At 67.9% G+C, this 23068-nt stretch carries 19 protein-coding genes; 9 read left to right on the forward strand and 10 right to left on the reverse strand.

Annotated elements, in window-relative coordinates:
- Positions 1-142: 142 nt before the first annotated feature.
- The gene (locus J7J50_RS05620) at positions 143-598 is read left to right on the forward strand and encodes a VOC family protein (RefSeq protein WP_215056488.1); all 456 of its coding nucleotides are present in this window, start codon (positions 143-145) and stop codon (positions 596-598) included.
- A gap of 50 nt (positions 599-648) precedes the next feature.
- A complete protein-coding gene (locus J7J50_RS05625) occupies positions 649-1863 on the forward strand; it encodes a multidrug effflux MFS transporter (RefSeq protein WP_285222287.1) in 1215 nt (404 codons plus the stop codon).
- Between the two features lie 195 nt (positions 1864-2058).
- Here the strand turns inward: J7J50_RS05625 and J7J50_RS05630 are convergent, their stop codons facing one another.
- The 3 genes from J7J50_RS05630 to J7J50_RS05640 all read right to left on the reverse strand — a co-directional run bounded on the left by J7J50_RS05630 (position 2059) and on the right by J7J50_RS05640 (position 6746).
- Complete coding sequence (locus J7J50_RS05630) at positions 2059-4161, reverse strand: phospholipase C, phosphocholine-specific (protein WP_215056490.1); 2103 nt, start codon at positions 4159-4161, stop codon at positions 2059-2061.
- 111 nt (positions 4162-4272) lie between these two features.
- The gene (locus J7J50_RS05635) at positions 4273-5616 is read right to left on the reverse strand and encodes an amino acid permease (RefSeq protein ID WP_215056491.1); all 1344 of its coding nucleotides are present in this window, start codon (positions 5614-5616) and stop codon (positions 4273-4275) included.
- A gap of 5 nt (positions 5617-5621) precedes the next feature.
- Positions 5622-6746, reverse strand: a complete 1125-nt coding sequence (locus tag J7J50_RS05640; protein WP_215056492.1) for an aromatic ring-hydroxylating dioxygenase subunit alpha — start codon at positions 6744-6746, stop codon at positions 5622-5624.
- Positions 6747-6875: 129 nt separating this feature from the next.
- On the opposite strand from J7J50_RS05640, the gene J7J50_RS05645 reads away from it, so the two are divergent.
- The 4 genes from J7J50_RS05645 to J7J50_RS05660 are packed head-to-tail and all read left to right on the forward strand — an operon-like array spanning position 6876 to position 10316.
- On the forward strand, positions 6876-7559 hold the full coding sequence (locus tag J7J50_RS05645; protein WP_057942226.1) for a VWA domain-containing protein: 684 nt from the start codon (positions 6876-6878) through the stop codon (positions 7557-7559).
- 17 nt (positions 7560-7576) lie between these two features.
- Entirely contained in the window at positions 7577-8350 is a 774-nt protein-coding gene (locus J7J50_RS05650; RefSeq protein WP_215056493.1) for a PP2C family serine/threonine-protein phosphatase, read from the forward strand.
- 8 nt (positions 8351-8358) lie between these two features.
- On the forward strand, positions 8359-9843 hold the full coding sequence (locus tag J7J50_RS05655) for a hypothetical protein (protein ID WP_215056494.1): 1485 nt from the start codon (positions 8359-8361) through the stop codon (positions 9841-9843).
- 32 nt (positions 9844-9875) lie between these two features.
- Positions 9876-10316, forward strand: a complete 441-nt coding sequence (locus tag J7J50_RS05660; RefSeq protein ID WP_215056495.1) for a hypothetical protein — start codon at positions 9876-9878, stop codon at positions 10314-10316.
- A 444-nt stretch (positions 10317-10760) separates the two neighbouring features.
- Here the strand turns inward: J7J50_RS05660 and J7J50_RS05665 are convergent, their stop codons facing one another.
- Entirely contained in the window at positions 10761-12179 is a 1419-nt protein-coding gene (locus tag J7J50_RS05665; RefSeq protein ID WP_215056496.1) for a hypothetical protein, read from the reverse strand.
- A 446-nt stretch (positions 12180-12625) separates the two neighbouring features.
- Here J7J50_RS05665 and J7J50_RS05670 point away from each other — a divergent pair, with 446 nt between their 5' ends.
- Both J7J50_RS05670 and J7J50_RS05675 read left to right on the forward strand, forming a co-directional pair.
- Positions 12626-13012: a hypothetical protein gene (locus J7J50_RS05670; protein ID WP_215056497.1), complete on the forward strand. Its 387-nt coding sequence runs from the start codon at positions 12626-12628 to the stop codon at positions 13010-13012.
- Between the two features lie 160 nt (positions 13013-13172).
- Complete coding sequence (locus J7J50_RS05675; protein ID WP_215056498.1) at positions 13173-13553, forward strand: ribonuclease domain-containing protein; 381 nt, start codon at positions 13173-13175, stop codon at positions 13551-13553.
- A 485-nt stretch (positions 13554-14038) separates the two neighbouring features.
- On the opposite strand, the gene J7J50_RS05680 is transcribed toward J7J50_RS05675, so the two are convergent.
- The 5 genes from J7J50_RS05680 to J7J50_RS05700 all read right to left on the reverse strand — a co-directional run bounded on the left by J7J50_RS05680 (position 14039) and on the right by J7J50_RS05700 (position 20512).
- Positions 14039-14518, reverse strand: coding sequence for a hypothetical protein (locus J7J50_RS05680; RefSeq protein ID WP_251044211.1), 480 nt, complete (start codon positions 14516-14518; stop codon positions 14039-14041).
- Positions 14519-14534: 16 nt separating this feature from the next.
- Entirely contained in the window at positions 14535-17858 is a 3324-nt protein-coding gene (locus J7J50_RS05685; protein ID WP_215056499.1) for a winged helix-turn-helix domain-containing protein, read from the reverse strand.
- Between the two features lie 442 nt (positions 17859-18300).
- On the reverse strand, positions 18301-18522 hold the full coding sequence (locus tag J7J50_RS05690) for a hypothetical protein (protein WP_215056500.1): 222 nt from the start codon (positions 18520-18522) through the stop codon (positions 18301-18303).
- Positions 18523-18715: 193 nt separating this feature from the next.
- Positions 18716-19345: a TlpA disulfide reductase family protein gene (locus J7J50_RS05695; RefSeq protein ID WP_215056501.1), complete on the reverse strand. Its 630-nt coding sequence runs from the start codon at positions 19343-19345 to the stop codon at positions 18716-18718.
- A gap of 264 nt (positions 19346-19609) precedes the next feature.
- Positions 19610-20512: a DMT family transporter gene (locus J7J50_RS05700; RefSeq protein ID WP_215056502.1), complete on the reverse strand. Its 903-nt coding sequence runs from the start codon at positions 20510-20512 to the stop codon at positions 19610-19612.
- A 109-nt stretch (positions 20513-20621) separates the two neighbouring features.
- Here J7J50_RS05700 and J7J50_RS05705 point away from each other — a divergent pair, with 109 nt between their 5' ends.
- A complete protein-coding gene (locus tag J7J50_RS05705) occupies positions 20622-21392 on the forward strand; it encodes a helix-turn-helix transcriptional regulator (protein WP_215056503.1) in 771 nt (256 codons plus the stop codon).
- A gap of 235 nt (positions 21393-21627) precedes the next feature.
- Here the strand turns inward: J7J50_RS05705 and J7J50_RS05710 are convergent, their stop codons facing one another.
- Positions 21628-23064 (reverse strand): amidohydrolase family protein, encoded by a 1437-nt coding sequence (locus J7J50_RS05710; RefSeq protein ID WP_215056504.1) that lies wholly within the window; start codon positions 23062-23064, stop codon positions 21628-21630.
- Positions 23065-23068: the final 4 nt, after the last annotated feature.

A 23068-nucleotide genomic window follows, 5' to 3' on the forward strand; every position in this document is an offset into this window, starting at 1 on the left:
GCGCGGACTCGGCCGCGAATTGCGTTGAGCCTTGTGCCTGCAACCGTCCGACAGCCGACACATAGAAACAACTTCGCAACCCGATCGCGCACGCCCGCGGCGTTATGCTGTCGGCCCTCCTCAGCCCGCAACGGATGCCCGCATGAGCGCCCGGCCTTTCCAGTTATTGCAACTCGACCACGTGGTGCTGCGCGTGCGCGACACCGCGGCGATGGTCGCCTTCTATTGCGATGTCCTGGGCTGCAGCGTCGAGCGGCGCCAGGACGCGATCGGCCTGGTGCAGTTGCGCGCCGGTTCCTCGCTGATCGATCTGGTCGATGTCGAAGGCAAGATCGGCCGCATGGGCGGCGCCGCGCCCGGCGAGCAAGCGCGCAACATGGATCATCTGTGCCTGCGCGCCGAACCCTTCGACCGCGACGCCATCGTCGAACATCTGCAGGCCCACGGCGTGCGCATCGGCGAATTCGGCTCGCGCTACGGCGCCGAGGGCGAAGGCCCGTCGCAGTATCTGTTCGATCCGGAAGGCAATCTGGTCGAACTCAAGGGTCCGCCGGACCAAGTGCCGATCGACACTCACGCCCCCAACGCAGCAACCTGATGAGCCCCGACGCCGGAACCCCCGTGAAAACCTCGTTGTCGCTGCGCCGGCTGGCTTTGCTGCTCGGCGGCCTGGCCATGTTCGGGCCGTTCTCGATCGACACCATCTTCCCGGCGTTCGCGGTGATGGGCGCGGAGTTGAACGCCGACAAGCTGCAGATGCAGCAGACCATCAGCGTCTATCTGGCCGCGTATGCGCTGATGAGCATCGTGCATGGGCCGCTGTCGGATGCGATCGGGCGGCGCAAGGTGATCATCGGCGGGTTGACGGTGTTCACCCTGGCTTCGGCGGCTTGCGCCTTGTCCACCGATCTGCCCACTTTGCTTTTTTGTCGCGCGATCCAAGGGCTGTCGGCCGGTGTTGGCCTCATCGTCGGCCGCGCGGTGATCCGCGACCTGCTGCACGGCGACGATGCGCAGCGGTTGATGAGCCAGGTGATGATGATCTTCGGCATCGCTCCGGCGATCGCGCCGATCATTGGCGAATGGATCCTGGGCCGGGCGCATTGGCCGGCGATCTTCTGGTTCCTGGTCGCCTTCTCGGTGCTGCTGCTGGCCTCGGTGATCTTTCTTCTGCCGGAAACCCATCCGCCGCAGGCGCGGCTGGCGCTCAAGCCCAAGCGTCTGCTGCGCGACTATGTCGCGATCTTCCTCAATCCGCGGTTCCAGCGCCTGACCGCGGTCGGCGCCTTCAATTTCGGCGCGCTGTTCCTCTACATCGCCTCGGCGCCGGCGTTCGTGTACGACCTGCTGAAGGTGGAGTCGCTGGCGTGGTTCTTCGTGCCGACCATCGGCGGCATGGTGCTGGGTTCGTTCGTATCCGGGCGCGCGGCCGGCAAGATCAGCGGCGACCGTCTGGTCAACTTCGGCTTCGGTTTCTGCGCGCTCGCGCTGGCGATCAACCTGGGCTACAACCTGTGGACCGATACGCCGCAGGTGCCGTGGGCGGTGGTGCCGATGTGCATCGGCGCGTTCGGCATCGCCCTGGTGTTTCCAATCGTGACGCTGTCGATCCTGGACATGTATCCGCATCAGCGCGGCTCGGCCTCGTCGCTGCAGGCCTTCGCCGGATTGGTGGTCAATGCGCTGATGGCCGGGGCGATCTCGCCTTTGCTCAGCGACAGCGCGCTGCATCTGGCGATCGCCGCTTCGGTGTTGACTGCGCTGGCCTGGGGGTTCTGGCGTTGGGAGGCGTGGGTGTCGAAGACCGCTTGCGCGCGTATTCCGGAAGACGCGGTGGTGGTGGAGCCGCAGGATTCGATTTGAGCGGCGCTCGGACACGGAGCGAGTGAATTCGCCCCCTTTGAAAAAGGGGGCGGCGCGCTGCGTTGTACGAAGGGCTAGGTGGATCGGCCGCGCGGGGGATTTGCTTTGCTTGATCGAAGAGCAAAAGCGAATCCCCCCTAGCCCCCCTTTTTCAAAGGGGGGAACTGCTTCGGGCTTTCGATCGGGCCTCGCCGATCAGATCAACCCCGGATCGGTAATGCCATGCTCACCGGTCTCCAGGCGCCCCGCCACCCGGCGGTAATACTCCGGATCGTTCGCATCGGTCAGCACGAAGTCGTACCACTGCTGGCTTTCGTCCAGCTTGATCGCGCGATAACGCAACGCGCCGGCGCCCAGCCGCTCCAGGCGCGATTCGTACAAGCCGTATTGATCCGCGATGTCCAACCGCAGCGGCTTGCGATGTGGGTTGCGCAACGCCAGGATCAGCTTGCGACGGCGCAGGCGCAGGTCGGGCACGGTGGTCACGCTTGGGTTGACGCCGTGCAAGGAACCGCGGAATTCACGGTAGAAACCGTTCGGCGCGAACACCTTCAAGGCGTAGGCGCGGGCGCCGTCGGTCTTCAGCGACCACTCGCCGTGCAGCGACTTGCCCGGCTCGACCGTGTAGCGGCGCGGAATCGCATTGGGATCGAGCAGGTCGTAAACATGGAACACCACCGCGACCCGGCCGCTGTTGGCGAAGCTCAGGCGCAGGCGGCGGTTGTCGCGGTCCACGCGCTCGCCGACCTGCAAGTCGTACGGCAACGCGCGCGAAGGCTTGATTCCGCGTTCCTGCTGCGGCGCGCCGGACACCGCCGGCGGCTTCGGCGCGGGCAGGCGGCTTTGTTCGGCGACGATGCGATCGGCGTCGCTGGTGTCGGGCAGGCTCGGGATCGGCTCGTGGTTGGGATCGAAGAAATTGAACGCGGTGGTCAGGTCGCCGCAAACCGCGCGGCGCCAGGCGCTGATGTTGGGCTCGACCACGCCGAAGCGTTTTTCCAGGAAGCGGATCACCGAGGTGTGGTCGAACACCTGCGAGTTGATCCAGCCGCCGCGGCTCCACGGCGAGATCACGTACATCGGCACGCGCGGGCCCAGGCCGTAGGGGCGGTTGTAGTAGATCGCCGGGTCGCTGGAGGTGCCGTGCGAGGGGCCGCTGCGCGCGGTGTGGTGCTCGCCGCGCAGATCGACCGTGGAGCCGCCGATCTGCGCGTTGTTCGCGTCCAGCGCCGGCGGCGCCGGCGGCGGCACGTGGTCGAAGAAGCCGTCGTTCTCGTCGAAGTTGACGATCAGCACCGTGCTCGCCCACACGTCCGGATCGGCGGTGAGCGCGTCGAGCACGCGCGCGGTGTAGTCCGCGCCCCAGATCGGCGCCGACGGGCCGGGATGCTCGGAATACTTCGCCGGCGCGACCAGCCACGACACCTGCGGCAACTGGCCGCTGCGCACGTCCGCGGCCAGGTCTTCCAAGGTCCAGGTTTTAAGGGCTTTTTCCGCCAGGCCCGAGCCCGGCAGCGCGGCGCGGAACTGGCGGAAACCTTCCAGCGGGTTGTCGGAGAAGTTGTCGTCCATGTCCTGGTACAACTTCCAGCTCACCCCGGCCTGTTCCAGGCGCTCGGGATAGGTAGTCCAGAAATAGCCTTCGCTGGCCGGGCCGGAATCGTCGAAGGTGTTGACGATGGCCGGGCCGCCGCGGTCGGCGGCCGGGTTGTTGGTGCCGGTCCACAGGAACAGGCGATTGGGATTGGTGCCGGTCTGCTGCGAGCAGTGGTAGGCGTCGCACAGGGTGAAGGCGTTGGCGAGCGCGTACTGGAACGGGATGTCGGCTTGTTGGTAATGGCCGAGCGAGCGTTCGGTCTTGGCCGGCAGCCACTTGTCCATCAGGCCGTGGTTCCAGGCCGCCTGCGCGTCGGGCCAGGTGTGCGGGGTGCCGCCGATGCGCTGCGCGCTCGTGGTCTTGGTGTCGATGTGATACGGCTGGATCTCGCGGCCTTGCGCGGTGGCTTGCTGCCACACCGGCTTGCCGCTGGGCAGCGGAATCGGGAAGCGATCGCCGAAGCCGCGCACGCCGCGCATCGCGCCGAAGTAATGATCGAACGAGCGGTTCTCCTGCATCAGGATCACCACGTGCTTGACGTCGCGGATGGTGCCGGTGACGCGCGCGGCGGGGATCGCGAGCGCTCTTTGGATAGCGGGCGGGAACAGGTTCAGGACCACGCCGGCGGCGGTAGCGCCGGCGGCGCCGCGCAGGAAGTCGCGACGCTGGGTGTCGCGCGGGGAGTCGGGCTGATCGGTCATAAATATCCGGGCAAAAGCGGCTGGGGGAGCGGCGGGCGACCGCTGCCGCAGCGTGCTGCGCGCAGATGGCATCGCGGTTACCGCTTGTAGACCCGTGCGCGGACTTGTGCGCTAGCTCGCGGAACCCTGCGACCTTTGTCGCAGCCGCAGCAGCAGATGAACAGGCAAGCCCGCCGCGACCAGCAGCGCGCCCCACAACAGCGCTTCGGCGCCGATGCCGGCCAGCGCATAGACGCTGAATGCCAGCGCGAAGGCGGCGACGATGCGGCTGCGGCCTTCGCCGCGCAACAGCCAGACCGCGCTGCCGGCGACGTAGGGCAGCAAGGTCGCCGCGGTCGATAGCAGGATCGAGAACACGAACACCTGCACCAGCGAGCGGCTGAAATTCGCCAGCACCAGGATCGAGGCCAGCGCGCTGCCGATCAACACGCCCAGCCACGGCGTGCCGCGCCGATCGACACGGGCGAAGAACGCCGGGAACACCCGATCGCGCGCGGCCGCCAGCGGCAACTGCCCCGACAACAGCGTCCAGCCGTTGAGCGCGCCCAGGCACGACACCGCCGACACCGCCGCCAACGCCAGCCCCGCGCCCGGCCCCCACAACATGCTGGCGGCGTCGGCCATCGGCGATTGCGATTGCCTGAGGCTGTCGGCCGGCAACAGACCGACCACCACGCTGCAAGCCAGCACGGTGGCGATGCCGGCCAGCAGGGTTCCGGACACGGTCGCGCGCGGCACGTTGCGTTCGGGATCGCGGATCGCACCGGCCGGCACCGTCGCCGCTTCCAGGCCCAGCAGCGCCCACAGCGTCAACGCCGCGGTCGCGTGCGCGGCCTGCGGCAGCGATTGCCCGCTGGGATTGAACGGGCGGAACGCCTGCGCGCCGTCCAGCCACCACAGCGCGACCACGCCGAACAACAGCAACGGCAGCAGCTTCAGGGCGGTGGTGACGATCTGCACGCGGCCGGCCTCGCGCACGCCGAGCAGATTGATCGCGGTGCACAGCCACAACGCGGCCAGCGCGCACGCGGCCGCGCGCGCCGGCGTCGCGGTCAGCGCCGGCATCAGCGCGCCGATGCTGCCGGCGAAGGCGACCGCGATGGCGGCGTTGGCGCACCACAGCGAAATCCAGTAACTCCACGCGATGACGAATCCGACCGTATCGCCGAAGGCGCGGTGCGCGTAGGTGTAGGGGCCGCCGCTCTGCGGCCAGCGCATGGCCATGCGGGCGAAGGTGAAGGCCAGCAGCAGCGCGCCGCACAAGGTGATGGCCCAGCCGATCAGGCTGGCGCCGCCGTATGGCGCCAAGGCCGCGGGCAGCAGGAACACGCCGCTGCCGATCATGTTGCCGACCACCAGCGCGATCGCCGCCCACAACCCCAGGGGGCGGCGCTGAGCGGGATCGGGCGAAGGGTTTTCCACCGGCGAGGGATCTGCCAAGCCGCCGGCGCTCATCAGTTTCAGCCTTGTCCCGGAGCCGACGCGGCGCGATAGGCCTCGCGCAACAGTTCCTGGAAATGATGCACGGCGTTTTCGCGCAGCGGGTTCAGGCGACCGGCCACGTACGAACCCGAGTTCAAGCCGCGCTGCACGTCCTCGCAGATGGTCAGGTCTTCCAACTGCACTTCGTCGCTGAAGGCCAGATCGGCTTCGCGGCGCGCGCGCGCCGGTCCGGAATCGTCCGCGGTGTAATAGAAATCGAACTCGACCCGGCAGCGGTCCACCCCGACCGGCACGATGCGATTGGTCTGCAGCCGCCCGGGCAGGATGTTGAGCATGGTGTTGGGCCACATCCAGTAGTACAGCGCGTCGCCGCTGCCGTACAGGCTATCGCCGCTTTCCAGCGGGCTCCACTGGTAGGAATACCAGCGCGCGGTTTGCGTGACGTAGCTGCGGTAGTCCAGCAAGCGGTTGAGGCCGGGATGGATATGCGGGACGTGATAACCCTCCAGGTAGTTATCGACGTAGACCTTCCAGTTGCAGGCGACGTCGTAACCGACCCGGTGGTGATGGCCGTACTCGGCCAGGCCGCGCGCATCGCCGATGCGCTGCGCGATGCCGTCGACGAATTCGTCGAAATCCAGCGCGGCGGCCGCGGAGGCGGCGAACACCAGTCCCTGCCACACCCGCACCTGCAACTGCGGCAGACGCACCTGGGCGGGATCGAAATCCGGCGCGTGATTCATTTCCGGCGCCGAGCGCAGCACCCCGTCCAGGCCGTAGGTCCAGCCGTGATAGCGGCAGCGCAGCGAACGCGCGGCCAAGCCGTCGCAGCTGGCGATCGGCCCGGCGCGATGGCGGCAGACGTTGTGGAAGACCCGGATCTCGCCGTCGTCGCCGCGCACCGCGATCACCGGCAGGCCGGCGAAATCGGCGACGACATGGTCGCCGGCTTCGCGCAACTGGCACAGGTGGGCGATCAACTGCCAGCCGCGATCGAACACCGCCGCGCGGTCGAGCGCGGCCATGCCGGCGGCCACGTAGTAGCGCGCGGGCAGGGCGGTGGCGTGGCTCAGGGGCTGCGGCGCGAGATCCGGTTGTCCGGGCGCGATGGCGGCGATGACGCTGGCGGCGGGCTCGGTCATGGCCGCAGTATCCGCCGCGCCGGCGCGGCGCGCAAAGCCGGCGGTCGCGGTCTGAGCGCCACCGCGACCCGCGCACCCATGGCCCGGTCGTGGCTATACTCGGGCGCATATCCAATGCAAGGGAATGCCATGAATCAGCCCGTCATCCCCGACGTCGCCCTGGTGGACAACACCGAGCAGCGCACCCCGCTGGTGCTGGTGCTGGACTGCTCCGGCAGCATGATGGGTCCGCCGATCCAGCAGTTGAACGAAGGCCTCAAGTTGTTGGAGACCGAACTCAAGGGCGATGTGATCGCGGCCAAGCGCGTGCGCGTGCTGGTCGTGCGCTACGGCGGTTTCGACCATGCCGAAGTGGTCGGCGACTGGTGCGACGCGATGGATTTCAGCGCGCCCAACCTCGAAGCCGACGGCACCACCCCGACCGGGCGCGCGATCGATCTGGCCCTGGTCGAGGTCGAGAACGAAAAGCAGCGCTTCAAGGCCGCCGGCATCGCCTACACCCGGCCGTGGCTGTTCCTGATGTCCGACGGCACGCCGACCGACGCCTGGGAAGCGGCAGCCAAGCGCGCCTGCGACGCCGAGCGCGCCAACAAGGTGGCGATCTTCCCGATCGCGGTCGGCGAAGGCGCCGACGACGCGATCATGAGCCAGTTCAGCAGCAAGGGCCCGGGCGGTGTGAAGCGCCTGCACGGTCTGCAGTTCCGCGAGCTGTTCCTGTGGCTCAGCGCGAGCATGCAGGTGGTGTCGCAATCGCGTCCCGGCGGCCAGGCGCAGCTGCCCTCGACCGACACCTGGTCGGCGGTACCGACCTGAGCGGCGGGGTCGCGGGCATGAGCTGGCGAATTTACGCCGCATCGGCGACCGGAACCTCCCACATCGACAAAGGTATTCCCTGCCAGGACGCGTTCGCGTTCCATGCGGCCGGCGATGTGCTGGTCGCGGTGGTATGCGACGGCGCCGGCTCGGCGCCGCGCAGCGATGAAGGCTCGCGCCTGCTCGCCGATACCGTCGCGCGGATATTGGGCGATCGTTGCGAGCGCGAACCCGAATGCCTCGGCGTTGATGCCGAGGCCTGGTTCGCCATCGTCGCCGAAGTGGTGACGGTCGCGCGCGATGCGCTGAGCCAGACCGCGCAGGCCGCGCAGGCGCCGCTGTCGAACTATGCCGCGACCTTGGTCGGCTACGCCGGCGACGGCCAGCGCGGCTGGTTCTTCCATATCGGCGACGGCATCGGCGTGGCCGAGCCGGCGACGCTGGACGATGGCGAGGACAGCGCCGCGGCGTCGGTGTCGCTGCCGTCGAACGGCGAGTACGCGAACGAAACCTACTTCGTCACCGGCGACTCCTGGCGCGAGCATCTGCGCGTGTTGCCGGTGACGGCGCCGGTCGCGCATCTGGCGCTGATGTCCGACGGCGCGATGCCGTTCGCGATGCAGAAGAACAACGCCGGCCTGTTCAAGCCGTTCTTCGAACCGGTCGCGCGCTATCTTGCGTCGGTGGACGAAGACCAGGGCAGCCGCGCGCTGCTGGCCACGCTAGAGGACCCGCGCACGCACGGCATCACCTCCGACGACAAGACTCTGCTGATCGCATTGCGGAGCTGAGCGCGGCGATGAGCAGCCCCAGCACCGGCAGCCGCATCCAGATCGGCCCGCGCCCCAGCCGGCTCGGGCCGTTGATCAAGAGCGGCGGCGCCGGCAGCGTTTATCTGCTGCCGGACTATCCCGACAGCGTGGCCAAGATCTATCACGCGCGGGTGGACCCGCCCAGCTACACCGATCGCGTCGAGGCGATGCTGCAACTGCGGCCGAAACTGCCGGATCAGCTGGAAGGCGGCAAGCGCTACGTGCAGATCGCCTGGCCCGACGCGGTGGTGCGCGACGAGCGCGGACGCTTCATCGGTTTCACCATGCCGGCGCTGGACGTGGACTCGACTTCGGAAGTCGAGCAAGTCCTGCAGGAACGCCAGGCGCGCGCCGCCGGTCTGCCGGTCGGTCTGGGCCACAAGGTCACCCTGGCGGCGAATCTGGCCTCGGTGCTGGCGGCCTTGCATGCGCAGCACCATTACGTGGTCGATCTCAAGCCGGTGAACCTGCGCTTCTATCGCGCTTCGCTGTATATCGCCTTGCTCGACTGCGACGGTTTCAGCATCCAGGGCCTCGGCCGGCGCTTTCACGCACCGCAGTTCACGCCCGACTATCTGGCGCCGGAATACCAGGTCCACACGCTGACCGAAGCCGGCGAGGAAACCCAGGACCGGTTCGCTTTGGCGGTGGTGATTTTCCAGTTGCTGAATTTCGGCATCCATCCTTACAGCGGCCGGCCCAGGCACGACCGCGTGCCCACCGATGTGCCCGGGCGCATTCGCGAACGCTGCTACGCCTACGGCCGCCGCGGCAATCCGGCGATGGAGCCCAACCCGGTCAGCGCGCACGCGATGATGCCGGGGCAATTGCGCGATCTGTTCGATCGCGCCTTCGGCGACACGCCGTCGGCGAGGCCCAGTTCGGCCGAGTGGGGCGATGCCTTGCGCGCCTACGCGCAGCCCTCGCGCGGGCTGATCGTGGTGTGCGCGAAGCATCGCGAACACCAGCACTACGCCGGCCAGTCCTGCGCCTCGTGCATGCGCCAGGAACTGCTGACCCGCACCGCGCGCAACGCGGTGCCGCGGCCGAAGACGGTGTCGCCGCTGCCGCCGATCTGGACCGCGGCCGCCCGCGCCGCGGCCGCGCGCGGCGCCCGGCCCACCCGCGCGCAACTGCAGGCGCAGTTGCAAGCGCAGTTGCAGTTGCAGGCGCAAATGCAGGCGCAAATGCAGGCGGCGCAGGCCAGGCCGGCGCCGGCGGTGGCGCGCGCGTCGGGCCGGATGTCGCGTTTCTCCAGCCGCATGCGGGTGGTGCTGGCGCTGCTGTTCCCGCTGGCGTTCGCCTTCATCGCCCAGTTCGTCCAGGGCTATTACGCGGCCTTGCGCGCGGCCGCGCAGTCGCCGTTCGACGGATGGATGAACGCGATCCTGATGACGTATCTGGGTTTGGCCTTCGTCGTCGGCTGTTATTTCTTCGTCGTGGCGGTGCCGCGCATGTTGAACAACCGATGAGCTGGCGCGGGCCGCCGTCGCGATGGCAGCGCATGCGCGTGCCGACCCTGTTCCCGTGGCTGAAGGTGGCGATCCTGGCTTTTTTCACCGTGCTGGTGATGGCGCCGATCACCGGCTGGCTGATGTCGCTGCCGATGTGGGCGATGGACGTGCTGGGCTATCTGCTGTCCTCGCCGCTGCACACCCAGTCCGAGCGCTGGTTCCGCGCCGGGCTGGTGCTGGCCGGCGTGCCGAGCCTGATCGCGGTGGGCTGGCGCGCGCGCCAGGATCGCGATTTCGATATGGGTGTGATGACCGCGATAGCGACGCTGATCCTGATGGTGGGCTTGATCGCGCATTACCGCTGGATCGAGATGAAACGCGGTGGGCGCGAGAACGCGGTGATCGAGCGGATCGAACCGCGCGCCATCGACGTCGCCCCGAAGTCTTTTGTAGGAGGGGCTTCAGCCCCGATGCTTTTCTTTCAGCGCTGAAAGATTCACCGCCTCGGATCGAAAAGCATCGGGGCTGAAGCCCCTCCCACAAGAGTCGCGCTCATTCGATCGCGATGCCCGGCCGATGCGCGCCGGCCCCCTGCCGCACGCGCATCGGCCGGATCGCCGGAACCGGCTCCTGCAAGCCGCGTCCCCGACTGACCGCCGATACGCAACGCATCGTCGCTGTACGATGCCTGCCCTTCGTTCGGATCACTGCGCATCCGCTGGGCTGCACGCAATGATCCGGGCGGTCAATTCTTCGATCCGTCAGTCCGTCATTCCCGCGAACGCGGGCTCCGCTTTACTTCAGCGGAGCCGAACATCCAGCGACTTCAAACGTTCTCGCACGAAAGGCCCTGGATTCCCGCGTTCGCGGGAATGACGACCTGGGAACGGCGCAATCACACCGGAGCATCACGCAACTCCGACACCGTCACCCCATCACACCGAAGCATTAGGCAACTCCGAAACCGTAGCCCCGATAATCAACGGCCGCCGCGAAGTCGTAGTGCCGCTGAACGTCTGCGTCGCCGCATCGGCCTTCCAGCCCGCGGCGAGGCTGCCGCCTTCGGCCTCGAAGGTGAAAGGCCCCACGCGCAGGCCGGTCGCGGCCTTGAACGGATCGACGAAGCGGCGGAAGGTCGAGGTAGTGGTGCGGATCACGAACGAAGGCTTGTAGCCCACGCACATGCCGTTCTTGATCAAACCGAAGAAGCCTTTCTCGCCGAACACCGGCTGGCCGCGGGTCTCGATGGAATCGCCGCCGAACGGGCTGTAGCCGGGCATGAAGGGGCCGTCGATCATGCTGCGGGCGAAGTCGCCGTCGAACCAGGCGCCCGGGCGGATGCCGATGCGGTCCACCGCCTGGAAATCCAGCGACAGTTCCAGCTTGTTGTCGAATTCGAATTCGTCGATGCGCTCCCAGCGGCCGTTGATGCGCACCTGCCAGAACAACTGGCGGATGCGGCCGCGGCGTCCGGCCCAGGTCTGGGCGAAATCGTACGGCGCTTCGCGATTGCTGAAACCCAGGGTGACGCCGGCCGGGCCTTCGCCGGCTTCGACCTTGGCCACCCAGTCGGCGGCGTTCTGATCGATCTGCCAGTCCGGCACCTTGGGCAGGCGGATCAGGTTGAGGTCGGCGTAGCGCACGTGGAAGTTTTCGTTGCCGCAGCGGCGCTGGGCGTCGCCGAGTTCGGGCTGCTCGCACTGGGCGATCAGGTTGCTGTAGTGCGCCTGCGCCTGATTCATCGCCACCTGCGCGGCGACGATGCGGTTCTGGTAGCTGCGCCCGCGCGGGCTGCCCAACCATTCGCTGAAGCTCGGCGGATGGTCTTCGACCTGATTGGCGTAGGCCGACGCGGCCGAGGTCGTCGCCAGGGTGTAGTGATTGGTCGCCACCACCAGCGCGTCGTCGGCGTCGTGCAGGTGCTGGCGCAGGCTGCGGTACTCGGTCTGCGCCGGAATCACGTTGAGGAACTGCTGATAGGCCTGATGCACGGTGTCGCCGCTGGAGACGTAGGCGCCGATCGCGCTCCACTGCGGCGCGGTCGCGCAGAAGTCGTATTGGGCGGCGGGGATGAAGCCGGCCTGGGCGCGGCTCCAGTCCCACTGGGTCGAGGGGTAGGTCAGCTGGAAGTCGTCCGGCGACAGGCCGATCGAATCGATCAGCGCGCGGTACAGCAGCCCCCAGGGCTTGTCGTCGAAGTCGCTGTTGGCGGCGATGATGCCCGCGTCCAGGCGCGCCAGTTCCAGCAACCGCCGGTCCTGGGCGCCGTGGCGGAATTGCGAGAGCGCGCCGACGTCGTCCTGGGAATTCAGCGTGTCTTCGCTGCCGGTGAAGGGAAATTCGGACTCGGACATGGCCTGGCTCCTGCATCGCCGCGAAGCGGCGTTGCGTGCCGGGTACCGCGCGCCCCGGGCGCTTCGGCTCCGGACGCGGCACGCGGCGATCCGGGTGGAGCGCAGGGTGGGCGCGCGATCCCCAGATCGCCTTACGGCAACCTTACGGAGTTGGATCGGCTTTCGATTCAACGACTTGGGGCGATCCGGGCGCGCCTTCGTCAGGTGCGGACAGGCGCAATCCAGCGCTTTCGCGACGCCCCGCGCAGTTTCGCGGTGAGCCGGCGCAGGGCGAAAGTGAGGCTGAGTGAAGCGGCCGGCGCGCGGCCCAGCCCGCCGGCCAACCGTAAGGTTGCGGTAAGGCGCCGCCCTGGCCGGGGCGGCGAGGGTGTGCGGGCGGCCCATGTCGCGGTGCGCAAGCCGACCGGAATCGCCGGGGCCCGCGCCTCACCCAATCGGAGAAACCCATGAACGCCACGTTCGCGAAGTGCATGCTGTCCGCCGTCATCAGTCTCGCCGCACTGCCCGCGATGGCGGGCGACCCGCCGGCCTGCGTCTCGAAGCTGCCCAAGAGCGTGCAGAAGATGGTGGCGTCGTTCAACGACTGCGCCCGCGCCGACAACCCGACCGCCGCTTGTGAAAAGCTCGAACTCAATGCCCGCGGTTACGACAACGCCCAGGGCCTGCTGCCCAAGCTCGGCGCGCTGGGACCGAAGTACTGGCGCGCCGCGCCGCGTCTGCTCGGCTCGCCGCAGGGGCTGGTCTATCTGGTCCAGGAAGGTTCCCAGGGCAAGCCGATCACCCAGCGCTATTACACCGCCGACCAGTTCGCGAGCTTCTGCCGTATCAGGTAAGCCGCGCCCGCGCAGTGCTCAGGAGTCGGGTCGGCCTTGTGCCGGCCCGATCTCGTATGCGGTGCCCGGCCGGTCGCCAATCACGGCGCGCTTTTCACGCCGCCGCCGCCGCTCGCGCGTTCTGCAAGGCGTTCTACCCTATTTTTCAAGGAGTTTCGCCATGAACGCCCATTACCGCTATGCGGCCGTCTTGTGCCTGGGCCTGCTCGCCGCGCCCGCGATGGCCAAGCCGCCGGTCTGCAAGGTCCTGCCGCCGGACATCAAGGAAGCGATGCGCACCATGTCGTTCTGCATGACCGTGGCCGATCCGGCGGCCGAATGCGGCCGTCAGGGCATGGACGTGCAGGTGTTCGACAACGACGAAGGCAAACTGCCCAACCCGGGCCGCGGCCAGGAGTACTGGGAAGGCAAGATCCGCCACGACGGCGCCGCCGGTACGCGCCGGCTGGTGTATCTGATGACCATGGCGGCGCGCAAGAATGTCGTCGTGAAGCGTTACTACACGCCGGATCATTACGCGACGTTCTGTCTGATCAACTGAGCTGGCGATCCCAGCGTATCGTGTGGAAGGCGGCGTGGCACTGTGGGAGGGCTTCAGCCTCGACGCTTTTGATCGAAAGGCGTCGGGGCTGAAGCCCCTCCCACAAAAGACTTCGCGGCTTCCGCAAAATCTTGTGGTTCCCGATTCCCGATTCCCGATTTCCGGCTCTCGACTCCCAGGCCATCAGCGTGGACACCGAATTCTGGCTGTTTTGTGGGAGGGGCTTCAGCCCCGACGCTTTTCGATCAAAGGCGTCGGGGCTGAAGCCCCTCCTACAAAAAACTTCGCGGCTTCCACAAAATCTTGCGATTCCCGATTCCCGATTCCCGGCTCTCAAGCCCCAACGCCTTTGATCGAAAAGCATCGGGGCTGAAGCCCCTCCTACAAAAGACTTCGCGGCTTCCGCAAATCTTGCGATTCCCGATTCCCGTTTCCCAGCCCTAAGCCCCAAACGCAGGCGGCAGCCCGCCGCCTGCGTGCGGAACTCAACCGCGCTTCTTGCGCGCGGGGATGACCTGCGGATCGTTGCCGACCTGCGGATCGCAGGAGATCAAGTCCACGTCGTTGTAGGTGCTCAGCGAATCGCGCACCAGCACGGTGAAGAAAATCAGCGTGGACACCGAGTTCTGGTTGCGCATGCGCACGCGCCGGCCCTCGTCGAGAATCTCCGGCGTGCCGATCTGCTTGTAGGCATCGGAGTTGAGTACGTTGACGATCTGGAAGCGCGAGGAGACCTCGTCCTCGAATACGTATTCGAGCGTGATCGGGGTGCTGGTCTGCACCGTCACCACGTCCGGCGAAAAGCTGTAGAAATAATGGCCCTTGCCGGCGTTGCCGCCGAATCCGACGTGAGCCAGGGTCAGCTGGATGCTCAGCACCGGCACGTCTTCGCCCTTGCCTTTGCCTTTCTTGGTCTTGCCTTGCTTGCTCTGCTTGTCGGGAGCGGCGTCTTTCTTGCTGGCCATGTTGAGTTCCTGTCGTTCAAGGGTGCAGCGGAACGGCTTCGTAGAAGGCAACGAAGCCGGGATTTCGGTAGCCGATGCGTTGCAGCCAGGCGATCTGGCGCGCGGCGCGGTCGCGCGCGCCCAGGCGTATCTGCGCGCGCGCCCAGGCGTCGAGCACGACGCGGCTGCGGCTGTCGACGACGGCATCGGCCAACAATCGATCGACCCGGCGCCAGTCCTGGCGCGCGCGGGCGGTGTCGCCAGCGGCGGCGTAGAACTCGCCGCGCCAAGCCAGCGCGCGGCTGAGGCCGGCGCGGTTGGGCATATCGTCCGGCGCGGCGCGATACAGCTTTTCCAGATCGGCGACCACCGCGTCGGCTTGCGCAGAGGTGGTCAGCGAGTCGGCCTGCGCCAGATGCAGGCGCACGTTGGCGTCGAGCAGACGCCATTCCGGCGGCGGATCGGTCTCGCGCATGATCGGCGCGAGCGTGCGTTGGGCCGCGCGCAACCGCTCCACGGCGCGTTCGCGCACGCCGGAGAGCGCGGCGACCAGGCCAGCGTGGGAATAGGCGTGGCCGAGATTGCGCCGCCACACTTTGTTGTCCGGCTGCTGCTCGACCAGGGCGTCGAGCAAGGTCACGGCTTCGTCGATCTCGGCCTGCGCTTCATCGAGCCGTCCGCGATCCAGCGCCAGCACGGAACTGCGCAGCAGCGAGGTGGCGAGCTTGCGCCGCCACTCGTCGGCGTCGGGTTCGCTGTCGATCAATTCGCGCAGCATCTGCGTTTGCGCGGCGTAACCTTGCGCCGCTTCGGTCAGCAGGCCGCTCATGTCCTGCGCGCTGCTGAGCCAGGACAGGCTGTCGACCAATTCGAAGCGCAGCGATTTGTCGCCGGGCTTTTTCGCCAGCAGTTGCCGCTTGATCGCGACCGAACGGGCGAACAATTCGCCGGCCTCGTCGCTGCGCTGGCCGCTGAAGGCCAGGGTGCCCAGATTATTGAGCGCGTAGGACAACTCCAGTTGCCAGCGCGGATCGTTCGGCGCGCGTTCGACCAGGCGCTCGGAGGCTTTCAGATACGCCTGCCAATGGGTGCGGGCGCCGTCGAATTTCTTCTGCTGGTAGTCGTGATAGCCCAGCCAGTATGCGGTGGTGCCCGATTCGGCCAGCGCGTCCAGCGATTCCGGCGCGCCGGCCAAGGCCAGCGAGGAGGCCTCATGTGCGCGTTCGAACGCCGCGCGCGCCTCGGCGAAACGCGCCTGATTCATCAACACCTCGCCGACGGTGCGCAGCGCGCGCGCATGGCTGACCAACTCGCGCGGCTGCATGTCGGCTTCGGGCATGTGCTCCAGATAGGCCAGCGCCTGGCTGCCGACGCTGTCGAGCAGTTTCAGATTGCCGATCGGGCGCAGTTGCTCGGCCAGATCGCCGAGCATGAAGGCGACCAGTTGCTGCGCCTGATCGCGCCGTTGCTCGGCCTCGCGCCGCGCCTGCCAGGCCTGCAGGCCCAGGCCGATCGAGACCAGCGCCAGCGCGCACAGCGCGCCGATCGCGCCGACCCGCAGCCATTGCTTGCGCCGCTGCTGGCGCTCGGAGGCGTGCAGGAACCGCAGGTCGTCGGCGTCCAGATCGTCGGGCAGGCGGCGCGCGGCTTCGCGCGCTTCGGCCAGCGGACGGCCGGGGTTGAGCAAATGATCGGCGCGCCGGCCCTCGGTGACCCAGCGCCGCGCCGCGCGTTGCAGGCGTTCGCGCGCCTGCAGCAGATGGCGGTTCTCGCGCACCCATTCGCGCGCGCGCGGCCATTGCCGCAGCAAGGCTTCGTGGGCGACGCCGAAACCGGGCTCGCCGCCGCTGAGTTCGCCGACGAACAGGCGCGCGCGCACGAAGGCTTCCGCCAACTCGCGCGCGGCCGCGTCGTCCAGGCTCGACCACAGCACGCGCCGGCCGGTGACCGCGTCGCTGTCGGGGCGGATCACGATCAAGGCCGCGAGCACACGCTCCACGCTGGCTTGCGCGGCGGCCGGCAATTCGGCGTAGACCTGTTCCGCGCGATGCGCCAGCGCGCCTTCCAGGCCGCCGAGTTCGCGATAGGTGGACAGGCTCAGCACGCCGTCGCTGCTCTGGCGCTCGTACAACGCCTGCAGGGTGTGTTGCAGCAACGGCAGCGAATCGGGGTGTTCGGCGGCGGCGTCGCGCAGCACATCGTCCAGGCGGCTGGAGCCGTCCGGATCTTCCTCGAAACTCAGCCCGGCCAGCGCGGCCGGCGCGCGGATGATCTGGCCGATCTCGCCCAGGCGCGGCGTCAGCAGATCGATGTGGCCGTCGCCGGCCTTGAGTTCGGCCAGGCCGGGCACGCCTTCGATCAGCGCCGGATAGAAATCGCTGCGGGTGATGGCGATCGTCGCCACCCGCGTGGACGCGCACAGCGCGGTCAGCGCCGCGCCCAGATCGCGGCGGTCGGCGTCGGTGATGCCGGGCGCGGCGACCGCGGCTTCGGCGTGATCGACCACCAGCGACAGATGCGCGCGTTCGGCCAAGGGCGCGGTGTGGCGCGCCAACGCGTCGTCGATGCGCGCATGCAGCGCCGCCGGCGATTCGCGCAGTTGCCGGCTCAGCCATTCGCTCTCGCCGGGCAGGAACACCGGCCGCCCGTCCAGCGACCAGTCGCACAGCGATTGCGCCAGCCGGGCCAGCAGATCGCCGCCGCGGCAGGCGCCCAGATCGAAATAGGCGCTGGCCAGCGCGTGCAGGCCGTCGAAGCCGCCGTCCTGGCGCAGCAGCGGCATCACCCCGGCGCGCAGCAGCGAGGTCTTGCCGCAACCGCTGGCGCCGGAAACCAGGACGAACCGGCGCTGGCTGTCCATCTGTTCGCGCAACGTCGCCAGCAATTCCGCGGTGGCGCGGCTGCGGCCGAAGAACACGCCGGCATGGGATTCGTCGAACGAGCGCAGGCCGACGTAGGGACTGCCCTGGGTCCACGCCGCCGCGCGCGGCAGGCCGCTGCGGTAGTCGTCGGGGAAACTCACCCGCGCGACCAGCCGGTAGCCGCGCTTGCGGATGGTTTCGATGTAGTCCGGCTCGCGGCTGCTGTCGCCCAGGCGGCGGCGCAACTGGGCGATGGTCTTGTGGACCGGGTTGTCGCCGTAGAAGGTGCCGCGCCAGATTTCGATCAGCAGTTGTTCGGCGCTGATCACTTCGCCGGCGCGCTCGGCCAGGGCGATCAGCACTTCCATCATCCGCGGTTCCAGCGCGGTGACCGCGCCGTCGCGCACGATCGCCAGGCGGTCGGGTTGGACCAGCAGCGCGCCGATGCGGAACTGCGACACCGCGGCCAGGTTCTTGATCCGATCGATGCGTTGGGGCATCGCAGCGTTCGCTCGCGTGTGCTTGTCAGCCGTCGGGGCCGGTGACGCATGAAGCCTCATGCGCGCCCCGCATCTGCGACGTCCGGCGACGGTAAGCACCGTGCGGCGTGACAGGCGAGAGGCCGCCATCGTCGTTGCGCCCCATCGCAACGTCAGGCGGGGTGTATTGCCTCACTAAAACTAACAAACCTTGCGCGTTTCGTCTGTAACGAGAGCGCCAAATCGGTGTCGATCGGCAGTATGCGAACGCGGCGGCTCATGGGTGTCCGGTGCCGGTCTCGTTTTACGTATCGCGCGCGCGGGCATCAATCGGGCCGGCGAGCGCATGGGCCTGCGTGCGCGTCGGCGCGAAGCGCGGCTGGCGGCGGCGCCGCACGGGAATAAAAAAAAGCCGGCCGGGGGCCACCCCCCGCGGCCGGCACAGGCTTGCAGCCGAGGGGGATCAGCCGCAGCAATAGCAAACCAAAGGACGTCCGGGACCGCCGGGGCCGAGTTCGCCGCCGAATTCGGCGCACTCGGTGCGGCAGGCGAAGGCGTCGCACGATTCCGATTGCGCCGCCGCGCCGCCATTGCCGGCGACTACCTGGAAGGCGCCGAATCCCATCGCGGCCGTGAACAGCAAGCTTGCCAGGACGACTCGTACACCACGATTACGCTTGATCATTGCTCAGCTCCTGTCGATGTCGCCGCGGCCCATGCCGAAAGCTCCGGTGGACGCGGCGGTGGCGCCGGCCCGGCATGATCGCCGGTCCGGTCGGGCGGCGAGGCCGTGCCGTGGCCTCGCCCTGGTAACGAAATCCTGGAACTGCCGACGGCGCCATCGCCCAAGCCGCGGCGAGAGCCCGTCGCGATCGCGCCTAACGGGCCGCGAGCGGTCGTTGCATTGTGGCCGGCGGCGCGGGTCGAGGCTGTGCCGCTGCCATCAGTTCGCGCAAGGTCTGTTTGTCGTTGATCGCGCCCACGTGCTGGTAACGCACGCGGCCGTCGCGGCCGATCACCAGCAGCGACGGCACCTTGCGCGCGCGGAACAACGCGGAAGTGCGGCGGTCGTCGTGGGCGACCAGCGGAAAGTCGAGCCCGTGTTCGCGTGCGTAGGCGGCGGTCTGCGCGGGCGTGGCGAAGGCGACGCCGATCAGCTCGGTGCCGCTGGAGCCCGCGCGCAACTGCCCGGCCGCGCGCTTGAGCTGCGGCAGCGAGGCGCGGCAATGCGGGCAGGTGGTGGTGAAGAAGAACAGCACCTGGGTGTCGGCGCGCGGCTGTCCGAGCTCGCGGGTCTGTCCGTCCAGCGACGTCAGCGCGACTTTCGGCACGTACATGCCGACGTAGGGCTGGGTGACGCGATCGACCAGCCAGCGCTGATCCGCGCGCATGCGTCCGACCTCCCAGCCCAACGCGAGTACGAGCGCGGTGGCGAGCGCCAGCGCCGCCCACAGCAGGCGCGGAGCGAGCCTGGACACTGGATTTTGGGTGTCGGGTGGCGACGACATGCCTGCGACCCTAACAGCGCTCGCGGGCGGCGAACTTGACGCGGCTCACAATGGCGATGCGGACGCGCGCGAGCGGCGTTCGACGCCGACGACACCGGCGCGGCGGTCGCGCCGCTCGCGCCTGACTCGGGAATTCAGCGCTTTCCGGCGCGTGCGCGAACGGCGCCGCGCGGCCCGGATCGGCGGGCCGCGCAGTGCGTTGTCATGACGATTGTCAGGCGCGGCCGGTGTTCGCCGTTCGCCGCGCCCGCGATTGCGCCGCGGTCAGCCCGCGCACTCGCGCGCCGTTTGCGGCGCGAGCGCCGGCTTCTGCCGCAGCGCCTGCGCGGTCGCCACGCCCAGCAGGGTGAGACCGCCGCCGATCCAGTGATAGGTCTGCAAGGGTTCGCCGAGCAGCAGCACCGCGAACACGGCGGTGAACACCGGGGTGAGGTTCATCAGCACCGCGGTCTTGTCCGCGCCCAGCCGCAGCAGGCCGTGCATCCAGAACCACGGCGCCAGGGTCGAGGCGAACACGCCGGCGTACAGCACCAGCGGCAGGTTGTGCGCATCGAGCGCCACCGACGGCGCCAGCAGGAAACCCGGCAGCAACAGCACCGTGCCGCAGACGATCTGCAGGTACAGCGATTCGCCGTTGGGAATCGGCAGCGCCCAGCGTTTGACCAGCACGCCGTACAGCGCATACGAGCACGCCGCCAGCAGCATCATCAACTCGCCGCGGCCCAGGCCTTGCTGCAGCAACCGCACCGGATGGCCGCCGCTGAGCAGCCAGCTCAGGCCGGCGAAGGAAATCGCCGCGCCGATCAACATTCCCGGCGACGGCCGGGTATTGAGCACCCGCATGCCGATCAGCATCGTCATCGGCGGAATCGCCGCGACGATCAGGCCCATCGACATCGCGCTGACGCTGTGCGCGGCGAAGTACGCCAGCGACTGATACATCACCATGCCCAGCGCGGACAGCACCAGCAGCTTGCGCCAGTACGGACGCACCTGCGCGCGCAGCTTCCATGCCCGCGGCAGCATGTACGGGGTCAGCACCAGCAGCGCGACCAGCCAGCGGTAGAACGAGATCGCGGCCGGTTCGATGGCGCCGGCCGAGAGCTTGCTGACGATCGTGTTTCCGGCCCAGATCAGCGTGGCCAGGATCGGCAGTAACAGATGCATTGCGGGATTCCTTCGTACAACCGGTACAACGGTGGGGCGGCTTATTCTAGAATGTCGGGTAATCGGCAGATGCCGATAACCCGACATACCGTAGCGAGGCCCGGACAAGATGCGCCGCAGCCGCCAATTCCATTACCCCTACCGCTCGTTGCCGGGCCCGTTGCTGCTGCGCTACGAGGCGCTGGCGGTGGATACCGAAAGCGCGCTGCACCAGCATCCCTGGGGCCAGCTGGCGTTCGTGGAATCGGGCAGCATGGCCTTCGTGGTCGAGGGCCAGCCGTTCTTCGCGCCGCCCGGTTACGCGGTGTGGATTCCGCCGCGCATGGATCACACCTCGCACAACCGCCGCGAGGTGAAGTGCCGGCTGATCAATATCGCCGAGCGCTACACGCCGAGCCTGCCCAAGGCGCCGGGGATCGTGCGCCTGCATCCGTTGTTCATCGCCGGGGTCGAGGATTTGTTCGATCGCGGCGTGGAGATCCCCGACACCCCGGCCGACCGGCGCCTGGCGCGGGTGTTGATCGACAAGCTGTTGGCCACGCCGATGCTGCAGCGGTTCGTGCCGCAGAGCGAAGACCGCTTGCTCGGGCCGATCCTGGACGCCTTGCAGCACGCGCCCGGCGACAACAGCACGCTGGAGGAATGGGCGCAGCGGGTGCACACCACCGAGCGCACCTTGAGCCGGCGTTGTCGCGACGAGTTGGGTATGTCCTTCAGTCAGTGGCGGCAGCGCTTGCGCTTTCAGCAATCGATCCCGTTGCTGGAGCAGGGCCGCAGCGTGCAGCAGGTCGCGGCGCAGATGGGCTATGCCAGTGCGTCGGCGTTCATCGCGATGTTTCAGCAGTTCAGTGGGACGACGCCGCAGAAGTTTCGGAAATGAAGGGGCGTCCGTGCTGCCTCCTTTAACAGAGCACTTGCTGTTCCCCCCTTTGAAAAAGGGGGCAGGAGGGATTCCGCTTTTGCGGTTGCCGTATCCGCATGACCTGCCGGTCAAAGCAAATCCCCCCCTGCCCCCCTTTTTCAAAGGGGGGAACAGCAAAGGCGGGGAGGGGAAGGAGGGGAGGAGAGGGGGACGATGCGGGGTGTGCGGGTAGGCGCGAACCACCTCGCCGACCTCACTCCACCTCGGCCGCCACGCGCTTGCGCACATCCTCCAACATCGCATCCAAAGCCTCGCGGTCATAAACCTTGCCGCGCAACACGAAGGTATCGATCTTCCGAGTCGCGCCGATATCGCGCAGCGGATCGGCATCGAGCAGAACGATATCGGCGGCCTTGCCCGCCGCGAGCGAGCCGTGCAGCTTGTCCTGCCCCAGGAAGCGCGCGCCGTTGATGGTCGCCGCGCGCAAGGTCTGCAACGGCGTCAGGCCGCTTTCGACGAAGCGCTGCATCTCGTCGTGCAGGCCCACGCCGGGGTAATTGAAGGAATTGAGGAAGCCCGCGTCGGTGCCCGCCAGGATATTCACCCCCGACTGCTGCAGCAGCGGCAGAATCGCGGCGTCGCGCTCGTAGCGCGCATGCCGGCGTTCGATCGCCGCCGCGTCGTCCTTGGCCGCGCGTTCAACCCGCCAGGCATAGGTCGCGCGCAGGCCCGGCCCGATGTACTTGAGGTAATCGTCGCCGCGGTGATCGTTTCGATCCAGATAAGTAGTCACGAAGCTGCCGTTGAGCGTCGGGGTGACCGCGGTGCCGCGCCGGGCCAGGCGCCGGTACGCCGCGCGCGCGGTCTTTTCGTCGAAGCTCGCCTGGATGCGGTTCCAGCCTTCCTTGGCGTCGATCTCGCCGCGCCGGACCATCGCGCCGATTTCGGCCTCCCGGGTCGAGCCGGCCTTGTACGCGTAGTCGATGTGCTCGATCGAACTCAGGCCCGCCGCGCTGACCTCGTCGATGGTCAGCGAGAACGGCACGTGCGCGGACACGCGCAAGCCGCGCGCATGCGCCTGCTTGAGCGCGTCCATGAACAATTCCGGCGAAAGGGTGTTGTCGGTGATCTTGACGAAATCGACCTTCCAGTCCTGCAACCGGTCCAGGGCCGCGGCGATTTCTTCGTGGCTGCCGACTTCGATGTCGCCCGGCCAGATCGATTTGTAGCCCTCCAGCTTCGGGCCCGAGGTGAAGATCGTCGGGCCCTGCAGCGACCCGGCGGCGACCGCGTCGCGCCATTCGAACACGCTCGGGCTCAGGTCGCCGGCCGCATCGCGCACCGCGGCGATGCCGTGGGCCACGTACAGCGGCAACAGATTCTTGTTTTCCTCGATCAGCTTGTCGCCGCCGCCGAAATGCACGTGCATGTCCCACAGGCCCGGGATCGCGTACTTGCCTTGCGCATCGATGCTGCGCGCGGCGTCGAACGCGGCGGCCCGGGTGTCGGCTTCGATCGCGACGATGCGGTCGCCGCGCACGGCGATCAGCCGGTCCGGACGCAACTTGCCGGCGACGACGTCGATCACCGCGGCGTGGCGGATCAGCAGATCCACCGGTTCGGCGGCCGTGGCGGCGGCGGACGCACACAGCAACAGTAGCGCGGCGGACAGACGGGATTCGATGGGCATGCGG

Origin of the sequence: Lysobacter sp. ISL-50 (assembly GCF_018612875.1) — a bacterium.
Lineage (GTDB): Bacteria > Pseudomonadota > Gammaproteobacteria > Xanthomonadales > Xanthomonadaceae > Lysobacter.